This is a genomic window from Aeromonas sp. QDB54 (assembly GCF_027707385.1).
Classification (GTDB): Bacteria; Pseudomonadota; Gammaproteobacteria; order Enterobacterales; family Aeromonadaceae; genus Aeromonas; species Aeromonas hydrophila.
Genome location: NZ_JAPCIT010000025.1, coordinates 18,695 through 33,738 on the forward strand (window position 1 = coordinate 18,695; position 15,044 = coordinate 33,738).

7 protein-coding genes are annotated in these 15,044 nt (G+C 62.5%); 5 read left to right on the top strand and 2 right to left on the bottom strand.

All coding sequences use genetic code 11. The annotated features are described in order from the left end of the window. Positions 1-82 precede the first annotated feature (82 nt). The 3 genes from PG881_RS20090 to PG881_RS20100 all read left to right on the top strand — a co-directional run bounded on the left by PG881_RS20090 (position 83) and on the right by PG881_RS20100 (position 10,145). On the top strand, positions 83-1,744 hold the full coding sequence (locus PG881_RS20090) for a putative transporter (RefSeq protein WP_017411002.1): 1,662 nt from the start codon (positions 83-85) through the stop codon (positions 1,742-1,744). A 228-nt stretch (positions 1,745-1,972) separates the two neighbouring features. Next, positions 1,973-8,905 (top strand): retention module-containing protein, encoded by a 6,933-nt coding sequence (locus tag PG881_RS20095; RefSeq protein ID WP_270802453.1) that lies wholly within the window; start codon positions 1,973-1,975, stop codon positions 8,903-8,905. 295 nt (positions 8,906-9,200) lie between these two features. Continuing rightward, positions 9,201-10,145: a chemotaxis protein CheV gene (locus PG881_RS20100; RefSeq protein WP_017410908.1), complete on the top strand. Its 945-nt coding sequence runs from the start codon at positions 9,201-9,203 to the stop codon at positions 10,143-10,145. Between the two features lie 83 nt (positions 10,146-10,228). Here PG881_RS20100 and PG881_RS20105 read toward each other — a convergent pair whose 3' ends face one another. Further along, positions 10,229-10,828, bottom strand: a complete 600-nt coding sequence (locus tag PG881_RS20105; RefSeq protein ID WP_029304382.1) for an arylesterase — start codon at positions 10,826-10,828, stop codon at positions 10,229-10,231. On the opposite strand from PG881_RS20105, the gene PG881_RS20110 reads away from it, so the two are divergent. Both PG881_RS20110 and PG881_RS20115 read left to right on the top strand, forming a co-directional pair. Continuing rightward, positions 10,827-11,552, top strand: coding sequence for an ABC transporter ATP-binding protein (locus PG881_RS20110; RefSeq protein ID WP_270802456.1), 726 nt, complete (start codon positions 10,827-10,829; stop codon positions 11,550-11,552). The genes PG881_RS20105 and PG881_RS20110 overlap by 2 nt on opposite strands. Beyond that, a complete protein-coding gene (locus PG881_RS20115) occupies positions 11,549-13,996 on the top strand; it encodes an ABC transporter permease (protein ID WP_270802458.1) in 2,448 nt (815 codons plus the stop codon). The genes PG881_RS20110 and PG881_RS20115 overlap by 4 nt, the downstream gene beginning before the upstream one ends. Before the next feature lie 92 nt (positions 13,997-14,088). Here PG881_RS20115 and PG881_RS20120 read toward each other — a convergent pair whose 3' ends face one another. After that, a complete protein-coding gene (locus PG881_RS20120; protein ID WP_270802460.1) occupies positions 14,089-14,994 on the bottom strand; it encodes a TIGR01777 family oxidoreductase in 906 nt (301 codons plus the stop codon). Positions 14,995-15,044: the final 50 nt, after the last annotated feature.

A 15,044-nucleotide genomic window follows, 5' to 3' on the forward strand; every position in this document is an offset into this window, starting at 1 on the left:
ATAAATTCGTGCGGTATCACACAGTTGGCGGCGGCGTTTGCTGACAAGCTAGGGACAGTTCAATTCGCAAAGGATGCACGAAATGAGTGATATCGCGCTTTCTATCAGCATGTTGTCGCTGGTGGCAGTGCTGGGGCTCTGGCTGGGGAACTGGCGGGTCTATGGCGTCGGTCTCGGGATCGGAGGGGTGCTGTTCGGCGGCATCATAGTGGGCCACTTCGCCGGCCTCTCTGGGCTGGCGCTGGATGAGCAGACCCTGCACTTCATTCAGGAGTTTGGCCTGATCCTGTTTGTCTACACCATCGGCATTCAGGTCGGTCCCGGCTTCTTCTCTTCCCTGCGCAGCTCCGGTCTCAAGCTCAACGGCTTCGCCGCCCTGCTGGTACTGCTTGGCTGCGCCGTGGCGGCAGCCCTGCACCAGCTGTTCGACGTGCCGCTGCCGGTGATCCTGGGGGTCTTCTCCGGCGCCGTGACCAACACCCCTTCACTCGGTGCCGGCCAGCAGATCCTGGCGGAGCTTGGCGCTGCGCCCGGTTCCACCGGCCTGATGGGGATGGGCTATGCGGTCGCCTATCCGTTCGGCATCTGTGGCATCTTGTTGACCATGTGGCTGATCCGCATGTTCTTTCGTATCAAGATCGACGAAGAAGCAGCCCAGTTTGAACAACAGGCCGGCAAGACCAAGGAGAGTCTGCAGACCATCAACATCGCGGTGCGCAATCCCAACATCCACGGTCTGATGCTGAGCGAGATCCCGAGTCTCGACGAGGCAGACGTCATCTGCTCGCGCCTCAAGCGTGGCGAGGAGCTGATGGTGCCGCGGCCAGATTCGCGCATCGAACTGGGCGACCTGCTGCACCTGGTGGGTGAGCGGCACGCCCTGCGCAAGGTGCTGCTGGTGCTGGGGGAGGAGGTTGAGACCTCGCTCTCCACTCGCGGCACCGATCTGCGGGTAGAACGGGTTGTGGTGACCAACGAGCAGGTGCTCGGCAAGAAGATCCGCGATCTCGACATCAAGCAGAAGTATGACGTGGTGATCTCGCGCCTCAACCGGGCCGGCATCGAGCTGGTGCCGACCAGCCAGACCAGCCTGCAGTTCGGCGACATCCTCAACCTGGTGGGACGACTCGACGCCATCGAGGCGGTCACCAATGTGGTGGGCAACGTGCAGCAGAAACTGCAGCAGGTGCAGATGCTGCCGGTGTTCATCGGCATCGGCCTCGGCGTGCTGCTCGGCTCCATCCCCTTCTATCTGCCCGGGTTCCCGGCCGCACTGAAGCTGGGCCTGGCGGGTGGGCCGCTGGTGGTGGCGCTGATCCTGTCGCGCATCGGCAGTATCGGCAAGCTCTACTGGTTCATGCCCCCCAGTGCCAACCTGGCGTTGCGGGAGATCGGCATAGTGCTGTTTCTGGCGGTGGTGGGCTTCAAGTCTGGTGCCGGCTTCATCGATACCCTGATCAACGGCGATGGCCCGGCCTGGATGATGTATGGGGTGGCGATCACTCTGATCCCGCTGCTGGTGGTCGGGGTGCTGGCCCGTCTGTACGGCAAGATGAACTACCTCACCCTGTGCGGCTTGCTGGCCGGTTCCATGACGGATCCTCCCGCCCTGGCGTTTGCCAACGGCATGCACCCCACCAGTGGTGCCAGTGCCCTGTCGTACGCGACCGTCTATCCGCTGGTGATGTTCCTGCGCATCATCTCACCCCAGTTGCTGGCCATCCTGCTGTGGGCTGGCGCCTGATATGAAGCCCTTGACGGGGGCACTCGCAGTGCTCCCGTCATCAAAATGCAACACATTGATCATCTTGATTTTATTTTCCATCCCCACCGTTGTTGACCCTTCTGTTTAACCGACCGTTCCAGCCTCAAATCAGTCTATCCATTCGAATTTTCTAACTGGTTTCCGGCGCCATTCGCGGGCACATTAGACGGTGGAATATTGCATGCCAATAGAGATTCAGGAGAGAACATGAGCAGCCACAATATCGCATTGGATCAGGACGTCGTCGTTACCCAGTTGAAAGGCAAGGTTTACCTGGTGGCTGCTGATGGCAGCCAGAAGCAGCTCGCCGAAGGCGATATCCTGCCCAAGGATGCGGTGCTGATCACTCCTGAAGGCGCCAGCTTCAAAGGCGGCAACCAGACTTTCACCCTGAGCCCGACCCACGAGCAGCAGGTTGAGGATGAAACGTCTCAAGAGCCGCAGCTTGCCCAGAATGTGCCGTCCGGCAATCCCAATGACATCGCGGCCCTGCAGCAGGCCATCCTGGGTGGCGCCGACCCGACCAAGGCATTTGAAGCATCTGCCGCAGGTGGGGCGCCTGCCGCCGGTGGTGGTGGCATTGGTGGCGTGGCTGGCGCCAGTGGCAACGGTGGTTTCGTTACCATCGATCGTACCGGTGATGCCACCATAGCGGCGGCCGGTTTTGATACGGCCAACCAGACCGATGCCGGCGTGATTGCTGATGCACTGCCGGGTGAAGAGAACCGCCTGATTGATCTCGTCCCGCCGGTGATCTCCGTCTCCGCACCTGACAATACCAACGACACGACCCCGACCATCACCGGAACCACGGATGCCGACGCAGGCAGTATTGTGACCCTGCTGGTGACCGATGCCAATGGCAACCAGCAAACCCTGATCACCACCGTCAATCCGGATGGCACCTTCAGCGTGGACGTGACCACTCCGCTGGTTGATGGCTCCTACACAGTAACGGCCAGCGTCACCGATCCGGCCGGCAACACCGGCACCGCGACCGATGACGGCAGCGTGGACAGTACCGCTCCCTCGGCGCCACAAGTGGAAATCCAGGACGGCGCGGACAATGTCATCTCCGCCAACGAGCGCGAAAACGGGGTGGATGTCATCATTCGGCTGCCGGGCGATGCCAAGGCTGGTGATCGTCTCGATGTGGACTGGAACGGTGATGGCGTGCCTGACTCCAGCAGAATTCTGACGACCGACGACATCGGCCGTACCCAGGTCACCCTGACCATCCCTACCACGGATCTGCCGGTCAACGGCCCCATCACTGTGGATGCCACCCTGACCGACCCGGTGGGCAACACTTCGCCAAAGGGGACCGACAACAGCGTGGTGAATGCCGCGCCTCTGCCGGGTGACGACCAGTTCACCGTGGGGGAGGACGGTACCGTCACCATCAATGTGCTTGGCAACGACACGGATGTGGATGGCGATCGTCTCACCATTACCGCCATCAATGGCCAGACCATTGCCGAAGGCGGCACGGTAGCGATCAGCAATGGTTCCGTCACCCTGAGCAATGGCCAGCTGATCTTCACGCCGGCTCCGGATTTCAATGGCAACATTGCGTTTGAATACACCATCACCGATGGCCTGAACAGCGCCACAGGCGGCGTGACCGGGACTGTTACGCCGGTCAACGACGCGGCTGTCATTACCGGCACCGATACTGGCGGCGTGGTGGAAGACGAGACCAACCCGCTGCTGACCGAGACCGGTACCCTGAGCGTGACCGACGTGGACGGCGCCGACGAGGCCAAGTTCCTGGCCGGCAACGGCACCCCGAGTGCCGGTGCACTGGGCAGCCTGACCATCACCGAAGGCGGTGCCTGGACTTACAACGTCGACAACAGCAAGGTGCAGTACCTGGGCGAGGGCGAGACCAAGGTCGAGACCTTCACCATGGCCTCGGTCGATGGCACCACCCACACCGTGACCGTGACCATCACCGGCAGCAACGACGCGGCGGTGGTGAGCAGCGCCAACGTGACCCTGACCGAGACCGATGCACCGCTGGTGACCGGCGGCACCCTGACCGCGACCGACGTGGACAACCCGGACAACACCTTCACCCCGATCACCGTGGTGGGCCAGTACGGCGAGTTCACCCTGGCGAAGGACGGCCAGTGGACCTTCACCGCCAACAGCGCGTTCAACGAGCTGAACGTGGGTGGCNNNNAGTACGGCGAGTTCACCCTGGCGAAGGACGGCCAGTGGACCTTCACCGCCAACAGCGCGTTCAACGAGCTGAACGTGGGTGACAAGGTGAGCGAGAGCTTCGGCGTCACCAGCGTGGACGGCACCAAGTCGAGCGTGACCGTGACCATCACCGGCAGCAACGACGCACCAACCCTGAGTATCGACAAGGGGGCCGTGGTCTCCGAAGAGGGGCTGGCCGGCGGCATTACCGATACTGCAGGCAGCAGCGATACCACCAACAGCGTGGCCGCCAGCGGCAAGATCACGGTCGGCGATGTCGACAGCCAGGATACGCTTACCATCAGCCTGAACGGGCCGGCTGGCCTGACGGCTGGCGGTGCCGCGGTGCAGTGGAGCTGGAATGCCGCCACCAAGGTGTTGACCGGTTATACCGGTACACCGGGCGGCGCCGACTACAAAGCGGTCATGGATGTGAAACTGACCGCACCTGCCGGTGGCAGCAAGGGCGACTGGAGTTATGACGTGACGCTCAAGGCCCCGCTTGATCATCCGGTCAAGGGCAGTGAAGACGTACTCAACTTCCAGATCGGTGTGACCGTCTCGGATGGCAAGACCACCACCACCGGCAGTCTGCCCATCTCGGTCGAGGATGACTCGCCGGTGGCCGGTGACATGGCGGCCGTCTCCGTCATCAAGACCAACATCCCGGATACCCTGACCGGCCTGTTTGATCTGACCAAGTACAGTGGCAGCAACCAGACGACCCTGAATGTGAGCGGCTTCAGCATCACGGCGCTGGGCTTTACTTCGTCGACCAACTCGGCCCTGATCACCGCCAATGTCAATGGTTCCAGCTCTGGTCTGGGGGTTTCCAGCGTCGGCTCACCGAACCACAACCTCGCCAACGAGGTGGACTTCCGCCACTTTGCAAACGGTACTTCTGCTTCCGAGCAGCTGATCGTCAAGCTGGATGCGGGCAAGGTGGCCTATGGCGCCAACATCAAGTTCAGCCAGATGTTCGGTGGCGAGCTGGAGAGCGGCGTGGTCGAGTTCTACCGCGGCGGCGTGCTGATCGGTACCCAGACTTTCAGCTCCAACGCGGCGGGTGGCGACTATGCCGGCAACTTCCAGGTGCAGCAGGGCGGCTTCGATACCATGGTCATCAAGGCCACCAACAATGGTAACGGCCTCTACGCCGACAACAGCGACTTCACCGTGAAGAGCATCGAGTTCCTCGGTGCCACCACGGCGCCGGCCATCGCCTACGGTTCCGGCACGGTCACCCCGCAGTGGGGTGCCGATGGCAAGGGCTACATGCAACTGGTCGGTTCTACCGAGACCGGGCTGAGCACGGCGACCGGCAAGCTGATCACCACCACGATGGAATCGGCCAATACTCTGGTCGGTAAGGCCAGCGATGGCACCCTGGTGTTCCGTCTGGAATTTACTCCGGCCACCGGCAAGTGGGAGTTCTTCCAGTATCAGAACATGTCCAAGCCGCTGGGAGATGGCGACATCGACTTCCAGATCAAGGTGGTGGATGGCGACGGCGACTACAGCCTGGGCTCTTTCGCAACCAAGCCGCTGTTTACGCCTATCGTACAGTCGGTCTCCAGCGAGAGTGCGGCCGAAGGCGGCAACCTGCTGCACACGGTGACGCTCTCTGATGCGACCCAGGAAGCGACCCAGTATGACTTCGGCATCAAGGGCAGCGGTACCAACCCGGCTTCCAGCCTTGACTGGGGTACAGCCCAGTTCAGCAACGGGGTGGCCTACAACAGCGCCACCGGCAAGATCACCGTGCCGGCCGGGGTGTCGGGCTTTACCGTGACCATCCCGACGGTGGACGATCGTCTGGTCGAAGCGAATGAAACCCTGACGGTGACCGTGGGCGGTCAGAACGGCATCGGAACCATCATCGACAACGATCGTGCGCCGGTGACCACGGGTGGCTACAGTACCGGCAAGGAAGACACGCCGCTGGTGCTGAAGTGGGCCCAGTTTGGTGCCAGCGATGATCAGGTTACGAGCGATCTCAGTGTGAAGATCAGCACTCTGCCTCTCAGTGGCAAGCTCGAGTACCTCAATGCTGCAGGCCAGTGGGTTGCGGTGAAGGTGGGGGATCTTGTCTCCTACGCCGATATCGACAGCGGCCACCTGCGCTTCGTGTCGGGCCTCAACGAGTCGAGCACCAATGCCAGCAACGGCAATGGCGTCGTGACCGGCAACCTGCAGGGCGATTACGCCAGCTTTGGTTACCAGATCAGCGACGGCGCCAACCTGAGCAACAGCGGCAAGCTGGTGATCGATATCACGGCGGTCGCGGACAAGCCGGTGGTCGACATCAGCCTGACGGGCAACGGCGTCCCGCTTTATACCCAGTACCCGTCGTCCGGCATCTCCACCGGGGCGTTCCAGAGCGGCAGCTTCAACAAGGGCAACTTTGGCATCACCAATAGTCTGACCGACAGCACTACTAGTCCGGATCAAGTGGTGGGTGGCAACGGCAATGACTATATCGTTAGCGTCAAGGGCGGCGGCGATCATTTTGTCGGCGGTGCCGGCAATGATGTACTGGTCGGCGGCAACTCGGTCTCCGGCGATACCCTCGACGGTGGCACCGGCAATGACATCCTGGTGGCGGGACTGGGTGGCGACTCCCTGTATGGTGGCGCCGGGACCGACCTGGCCGTGCTGATGGGCTCGCGTGCCAACTATGTCATCGAGCGCAGAAGTGACGGCGGTTTCAACTTCCTGATGAAGGAGAACGGCGTCACCATCAGCAAGTCGCTCTACGACATCGAGCTGGTGCAGTTTGATGACGGTATCTACCAGTTCAACCAGACCGACGGCACCCTGACGGCGGTACAGCCGAGCGTGGTGGATTACCCGCTCGAGATCAGCGCTTCCCTGACCGACCGGGATGGCAGCGAGCAGTTCGACAGCCTGGTGCTGACCGGTATGCCGACGGGGTCGACTCTGTATCAGGGCTCCACCGTGCTCGGCACCGTGGGGGCCGATGGCAAGCTGACGCTGACCGGTCTGTGGAACCAGAGCGCGCTGGACGTCAAACTGACCGGTCTGACCCTGCGGGTACCGGGCAGCAGTGCCGGCCAGTTCGACCTCAAGGTAGAAGCCATTGCCAAGGAAGTGGCGACCGATCAGACCAGCAGTGCATCGGATCAGGATTCGATCCGCATGAGCTACTTCCTTTCCACCGAAGGGGAGCCGGGCGATCAGAACCGCACCTATGGCAACGAGCACAATATCGTGGTCGGGGACCTGGATGGTAGCGTGGTACTGCCGGGCCAGAACTACAACATCGCCTTCATGGTCGACAGCTCGGGCAGTATCGGCAGCAGCGCCATGAACACCATCAAGAGCCAGCTGGCACAGGTGTTCTCCAGCCTCAAGGCGAGCGCCGGCACCGATGGGGCCGGGAAGGTCAACATCTTCCTGGTGGACTTCGACACCCTGGCCAACAAGTCGGTCAGCGTGAACCTGAAGGACAGCAACGCCCTGAGCCAGCTGCAAGCCATTCTCGACAGCATGGATGGCAGCACCAACAGCGGTGGTGGCACCAACTACGAGGATGTGTTCAAAACCACGGCCAACTGGTTCAACAGCTCGACCGTACAGGGTAATACCAATGCCAAGAACCTGACCTACTTCATTACCGATGGTAAGCCGACCTACTATCTGGATAGTCAGGGAGGAAACCCGATAGTTGATGATTACAGAAATGACAAGAATGATGTCTATCTTAATCAGATTCTTCAGGGGGGGTATGTTGCTGGCAAAGTGTACACCTCAAATGGATACACCGTTATTGATGAACAGGGCAAGGTTTATTCCTACAGCACCTCGGGTTCACAAAGTACCATCGGTGCGATGCGGCCAGATGGCAAGGGTGGTTATGTTTATTGGTCTTTAGGGGGAGACGGCCAGAATTCTAGTAGTTTAACAATTGCCAATTCAGTCGCTGGTTTCGGCTTATTGACCGGTATGGGTGTTACGGTAGAGGCGATTGGCTTGGGGACCAACATCTCCTACAACGATCTCAAGTCCTACGACTCTGACGGCGTGATCATGACCGGTGTCAACGCCAGTGACCTGGCCAACGCCATTCTGGGTACCTCGGTGAACAACCTGCCGGGCAGAGACCGGATCGACGGCGGTGCCGGTGACGACATCCTGTTCGGTGATGCCATCCACTTCGCCGGCATCAACGGTGAAGGTTACGCGGCCATCAAGCAGTATGTGGCCGGCAAGCTGAGCGCAGGCTCGGTGACCGATGCCCAGGTCCATGACTACATCACGGACCACGCCAGCGAGTTCGATCAGTCCTCCAACAACGACAAGGCGGACGTGCTGATCGGCGGCGATGGCAACGACATCCTGTTCGGTCAGGGTGGCGATGACTTCCTGTTCGGCGGGGCCGGAAACGACATCCTGTTCGGTGGTGCCGGCAACGACACCCTGTACGGCGAGAGCGGCAACGATACTCTGTACGGCGGCAGCGGCAACGACACCCTGTACGGCGGTAGCGGTGACGATACCCTGAGCGGCGGTCTGGGCAATGACATCCTGGTCGGTGGGCTTGGCAATGATATCCTCAAGGGGGATGGCGGCGCCGATACCTTCACCTGGCTGCAGGGCGATACCGCTGTGGGCAGCGTGGCCAAGGATTACGTGGTCGACTTCTCCAAGGCGGAAGGTGACAAGCTGGATCTGAGCGACCTGCTGGATCACGATGGTTCTCGCAACCAGAACGATCTGAAGAGCCTGCTCTCGGTTTTCCAGGACAGCGAAGGGGTTCACCTGCAGGTCAAGGAGAGCAGCGCCGCCCCCGTGACCCAGGAGATAGTGCTGATGAACCACACGTTCGACAGTCTCACCGGCAGCGCGTCGGCCACCTCGTCCCAGGTGATCGACTACATGCTGAACAACAACATGCTGGATATCGACAAGTAATCCGGTCGATCCCAGGCAACAAGCGGCAGATTCATCTGCCGCTTTTTTTATGTCATGGGATTGAAGGGGGCGCTGATTTTCATCGGATAATCAGGGCCGTATCACCGTCGACAGAGGATTGTGAGCGAATGGTTACTGACAAGCTTGAAGAGAGCCCGGCCGCGAGCCGGGTCTCGCTTTTTTTTATCAAGTTCCTGCATCATCTGGCCGACATAGGATAAGAATACGGGTCGTGTTGGGATTCTGACCCTTCTATACTATGGCGAGACTCGGGCAACGGACGTAAGGGCTTTATATGGCGAGCATATTGGATTCAGTGGACCAACGTACCCAGCTGGTAGGGGAGAACCGCCTGGAGCTGTTGATGTTCCGTTTGGGATCCCAACAGTTGTTTGCTATCAACGTGTTCAAGGTGCGGGAAGTGGTCAAGCTGCCCCATCTCAACAAGATGCCGGGAGCGCACCACAACATCAGCGGGGTGGCCAACATCCGTGGCACCTCGATCCCGGTGATCAACCTGCGCAGCGCCATCGGCATGCGCCCCATGCCCATCGATGCCGAGTCCAACCTCATCATTACCGAATACAACCGCACCATTCAGGGCTTTCTGGTGGGGCAGGTGGCCAACATCGTCAACATGACCTGGAAGGACATACTGCCGCCGCCGCGTTCCGCCGGGCGGGCGAACTACCTGACCGCCATCACCCGCATTCCCGAGGACGGCGTCGATCAGATCGTCGAGATCATCGACGTGGAGAAGGTGCTGGCCGAGATCATCACCTATGACATCCGCATCTCGGAAGAGGTGCTGGATCGGGAGATCCTGCCGGAAATGCACGGCCGCAAGGTACTCATCGTCGACGACTCCAGCACGGCCCGCAATCTGGTGCGCGAAACCCTGGGCCAGCTGGGGCTGGAGGTGATCGAGTGCCAGGATGGCCTGCAGGCGCTTAACTTGCTCAAGGGGTGGTGCGATGCGGGCAAGAAGGTGACCGACGAGATCCTGCTGATGATCACCGATGCCGAGATGCCGGAGATGGACGGCTACCGGTTGACCCACGAAATTCGCAGCGATGCCCGCATGTCCGATCTCTTCATCACCCTCAACACCTCGCTGAGCGGCAACTTCAACGAGGCCATGGTCAAGAAGGTGGGCTGTGATCGCTTCATCTCCAAGTTTCAGCCAGACCTGCTGGTCGGGGTGGCCCAGGAGCGGCTGCGCCAGATCCTGGAGCGCTGAAACCGGAGCAATAAAAATCCCGCCTTGGCGGGATGTTTATTGGGGTTGGAACCCGGAAGATAGGCAAGGTCATGACACCGGGATCACTGGGTCAGCAGCGGCTCGATGAAGCTGGCCACCCGGTCGCGGATCTGCGGCTGGGCGGCGGCGGTGGGGTGGATGCCATCGTTCATCATGAGTTCAGGGCGCAGCGCAATATCATCCATGAAGAAGGGCATCAGCGGCAGCTGATTGGCGCTGGCCAGTTCCGGGAAGATCTGCTCGAACTGGCGCAGGTAGCGCGCGCCGTAGTTGCGGGGCAGCTGGATCTGGGTCAGCACGGTTTTTACCTGTTGCGCCTTGGTCAGCGCCACCATCTTGGTGAGATTGTCCCGGGTGATGGCCGGCGCGAACCCGCGCAGCCCGTCGTTGCCACCCAGCTCGATCAGCACCCAGTCCGGTTGATGTTCCTTGAGCAGGGCCGGCAATCTGGCCAGCGCCCCTTGCGTAGTTTCACCACTGATGCTGGCATTGATAAGCTGATGTTTACCCCCCTGCTGCTGCCATTTCTGATTGAGCAGCGCAGGCCAGCTCTGCTCCGCCGGCATCTGATAACCCGCACTCAGGCTGTCGCCCAGTACCAGCAGGGTCTGGGCCTGCACCGATGACACCAGGCAGCACAAGGCAAACAGGAAACGCGTCATGAATTCAACTCCCATTATCAACGTCAAGGGCCTGGGCAAGACAGTGCGCCTGGGCCAGGAAAGCCTCACCATCCTTGAAGGGATCGACCTGCAAGTCAAGAGCGGCGAAACGGTGGCGCTGGTCGGTGCCTCCGGCTCCGGAAAATCCACCCTGCTGGGGCTGCTGGCCGGGCTGGATCTGCCGAACCAGGGGGATATCGAGATCCTGGGCCAGTCGCTGCTGCAGCTGGACGAGGAGGGGCGTGCCCGGCTGCGGGCCGAGCAGGTGGGCTTTGTGTTCCAGTCCTTCCTGCTGCTGCCCACCCTGAGCGCGCTGGAAAACGTCATGCTGCCTGCCGAGCTGCGTGGCGAGACCCGCTGCGAGCCGCGGGCTCGCGAGCTGCTGGCGGCGGTCGGCCTCGGCGAGCGGTTGCACCATCTGCCACCGCGCCTCTCCGGCGGTGAACAGCAGCGGGTCGCCATCGCCCGGGCCTTCATGACCCGGCCCAGCCTGCTGTTGGCCGATGAGCCCACCGGCAACCTCGACAGCAAGACCGGGGAGCGGGTGATTGAGCTATTGTTCGAGCTCAACCGCGAGCATGGCACCACGCTCGTGGTGGTGACCCATGATCACGAGCTGGCTCAGCGTTGCCAGCGACAGCTGGTGATGGCGGCAGGACGGCTGGCGGCGGCTGCGTCAGCATCCGAAGCCGCCTCTGCAGCAAGAGTCAGGGAGCTGTCATGAGTCAGTGGCGACTGGGATTCAAGTTATTGCGCCGGGAAGGATTCAACGGCGAGCTGCGCTGGTTCGTGCTGGCGCTGGCGCTGAGCGTGGCCTGCGTGCTGAGCGTGGCCCTGGTGGCGGATCGGCTGGATGCCGGGCTCAAAGCCTCGGGCCGCGACTTTATCGGTGCCGACCGGGTGCTGCGTTCGGCCACGCCGGCGCCGGCCGCCTGGCTCGAGCAGGCGGCAAAAACGGGTCTGGCGGTGCAGACCACGGTCAGCTTCAACAGCATGCTGTTTCATGGCGATGCCTTGCAGCTGGCCTCCATCCGCGCCGTGCCAGAGGATTTCCCCTTCTACGGCAAGCTGGAGCTGAGCCCCCAGCGGGCGCCGGCGCCCGGCGAGATCTGGCTCTCCGCCCGGGTGATGCAGCTGCTGGCGGCCAAGCCGGGGGATGCGCTGGAAGTAGGCAATACGGTGCTCAAGGTGGCGGGGGTACTGGGGCAGGAGCCGGATCAGGGCTTCAGTCCCTTCCTGCTGGCGCCGCGGGCGCTGATCCACAGCGCCGATGTGGAGGCGACCGGTGCCCTGCTGCCGGGCAGCCGCCAGCAGTGGCGCTACCTGTTCAAGGGCTCCCGCGAGCAGGTGGCCGACTATGAACGCTGGCTCAAACCCAGACTCAAGGCGGGGCAGAAGCTGATCAAGCCGGACGACCAGGGCTCCCAGGTGGGCCGCTCGCTGGCCAATGCCGAGCGCTTCTTCCGGCTCGCCTCCCTGGCAGGAGTGCTGCTGGGGGCGCTGGCCATGGGCATCGCGGTGCGTCACTTTGCCGAGCGCCAGACCAACATGGTGGCGCTGCTCAAGACCCTGGGGGCCTCCCGTCGCTCGCTCTGGCAGTTGATGGGCACCCTGTTGCTGTCGCTGACGCTGGTCGGCGCCCTGCTCGGTCTGGTGGCGGGCAGCGCCATGCAGTGGCTGACCCTGCACCTGCTGGGCAACCTGCTGCCAGCTGATCTACCACCGCCGTCGTGGCGACCCTTTGCGCTGGGGTTGGCGGTGGCCTTCTTCATCACCCTGCTGTTGGCCTTCGTGCCCTTCCTGCGCCTGCTCAAGGTGCCGCCGCTGCGGGTACTGCGGCGCGAGCTGGAGGCGGGGATCCCGCCCTGGCTGGCGTTGCCGGTGGCACTGCTCGGGCTGTTTGGGCTGGTGTGGGGCTTCACCGCCGATGCGACGCTGGCGCTGGGGCTGATCGGAGGCATGGGCCTGCTGATGGGGCTGCTGGCGCTGATCGCCTCCTTGCTGCTACGGCTGGGACGCCGGGTGCAGGGGCCCCACGCGCTGCGGCTGGCTATCAGCCATCTCTCCCGCGAGCGGGGCAGCGGCCTGTTCCAGCTGGCGGGCTTTGCGCTGGCACTCATGCTGTTCGGTCTGCTGTGGGCGGCGCGGGTCGACCTGCTCGGCGAGTTCTCGGCCCGGTTGCCGGCGGATGCCCCCAACCGCTTCCTGGTCAACGTGGCAGACGGAGAGCGGGAGGGGATCCTGGCCGATCTGCGCCAGGCGGGGGCCGTGACCTCGGACTTCTACCCCATGGTGCGCGGCCGGCTGGTCAGCATCGCCAGCGAGGCGGTGCGCGACACGGATGAAGATGGCCGCGAAGGGGTCAATCGCGAGCTCAACTTCACTACCACTGCCACCCTGCCGCCGGACAATACCCTGACCGCAGGACGCTGGCTGGATGGCCCCGGCCAGGTATCGGTAGACAAGGATCTGGCCAAACGGCTCGACATCGCCCTCGGCGACACCCTGGGCTTCACCATCGAGGGGCGCAGCTTCAAGGCGCAGGTGACCAGTCTGCGGGCCATCAAGTGGGACAACATGCGGCCCAACTTCTACATGATCTTCTCGCCGGACGTGCTGGCGCCCTTCTCCCAGACCTGGCTCGGCAGCTATCGTCTGCCGGAGCAGGGGCGGGTGGCCGAAGTGGAGCTGATCCGCCGACACCCCACGGTGAGCCTGATCGATGTGGACGACTTGATCGTGCGGCTGACGGCGGTGTCGGATCAGGTTAGCCGGGCGCTGGGGCTGATGCTGGGGCTGGTGACGGTGGCGGCGCTGCTGGTGCTGCTGACCCAGACCCAGGCCAGCATGGCTCATCGACGCCGGGAGCTGTTGCTGATGCGCACCCTGGGGGCCGGCAGCGAGCTGCTCAGAAAGATGCTGCGCTGGGAACTGGTTGCCAGCGGCCTGCTGGCGGGGTTGTGTGCTGCCATGGTGGTTGAACTCTGCTCCCTCGGCCTGCAGTGGTGGTGGTTTGAGGGGCAGTGGCAGTTCCACTGGGCCATCTGGGCTGGTCTACCGCTGCTGGGGGCCGTGCTGGTGACGCTGGCGGGGCAGGGCATGCAGCGCCAGCTGCTGGCGGGCACTCTGAGCGATCGGCTGCGTGGCTTGGGGCAGGGCCTGCCCTGATCACCGCATCCTGTGCGGATGCCACAAGGCGCAATGACAATCAGCCCGGCAATGGCCGGGCTGATTGTTATCCGGGTGGCTGATAAGCCCGGTCAGCGGGCAGTGCTCAGCAGATTGGCAAGGGCCTGGGGCAGCGCCGGGTAGGTGAAGTGGAAGCCGGCCTGCTGCAGACGGGTCGGCAGCACCCTCTGGCCGGTGAGCAGCAGATCGGCCGCTTCGCCCATCAGCAACTGCAGCAGGGGGGCCGGCACGAAGAAGAGGTGTGGCCGATGCAGGGTGCCAGCCAGGGTCTGGCTGAACTCGCGGTTGCTGACCGGCTGCGGCGCCGTGCCGTTGAACAGGCCGTCGCACTCGTCGTGTTCCAGCAGGAACAGGATGGCGCGCACCAGATCCTGGATGTGGATCCAGCTCATGACCTGGTTCCCTGTGCCCATGGGGCCACCGAGGCCGACGCGATAGGGAGGCAACATTTTGGGCAGGGCGCCGCCGTCGGTGCCGAGCACCAGCCCGATGCGTACGATGCAGACCCGGGTATGCTTGCTGCGGGCTTCGCGGGCCAGGGTTTCCCACTGCTGGCAGAGCTGATGGGTGAATTCGTCGTAAGGGGTCTGGCACTGCTCGTCCAGCGGCTCATCGCCCTGACGGCCATACCAACCGATGGCGGAGGCGTTGATCAGCACCCTGGGCGGCGTATCGGAGAGCTTGACCAGGTCGACCAGCTGTTCGGTCAGCAGCCAGCGGCTGTCACACAGCAGCTGCTTGCGCCGCTCGCTCCAGCGGCCGTTGGCGATGGGTTCCCCCGCCAGGTTGATGACCGCGTCCACGTCGTTGAGGTTGTCGAGCCGATCCAGGCTGTCGAGCAGCTTGACGTCGTGGCCGAGCAGATCATAGGCGCGGCTGCCCTGACGGGTCAGCACCAGCACCTCGTGGGCCACCTTGAGATGGGCCACCAGACGGCGACCGATGAAGCCTGTCCCTCCCGTGATCAATATTTTCATATGCAGACTCCCTGACGCTGTTGGCTCTACTCTAGTGGGCCGACACCAGA

What these genes read in the sequence shown, in the direction of transcription:
- PG881_RS20090 (WP_017411002.1), top strand. Translation starts at nt 83, where the DNA reads ATGAGTGATATCGCGCTTTCTATCAGCATGTTGTCGCTGGTGGCAGTG.
- PG881_RS20100 (WP_017410908.1), top strand. Translation starts at nt 9,201, where the DNA reads ATGGCGAGCATATTGGATTCAGTGGACCAACGTACCCAGCTGGTAGGG.
- PG881_RS20110 (WP_270802456.1), top strand. Translation starts at nt 10,827, where the DNA reads ATGAATTCAACTCCCATTATCAACGTCAAGGGCCTGGGCAAGACAGTG.
- PG881_RS20105 (WP_029304382.1), bottom strand. Translation starts at nt 10,828, where the DNA reads ATGACGCGTTTCCTGTTTGCCTTGTGCTGCCTGGTGTCATCGGTGCAG.
- PG881_RS20115 (WP_270802458.1), top strand. Translation starts at nt 11,549, where the DNA reads ATGAGTCAGTGGCGACTGGGATTCAAGTTATTGCGCCGGGAAGGATTC.
- PG881_RS20120 (WP_270802460.1), bottom strand. Translation starts at nt 14,994, where the DNA reads ATGAAAATATTGATCACGGGAGGGACAGGCTTCATCGGTCGCCGTCTG.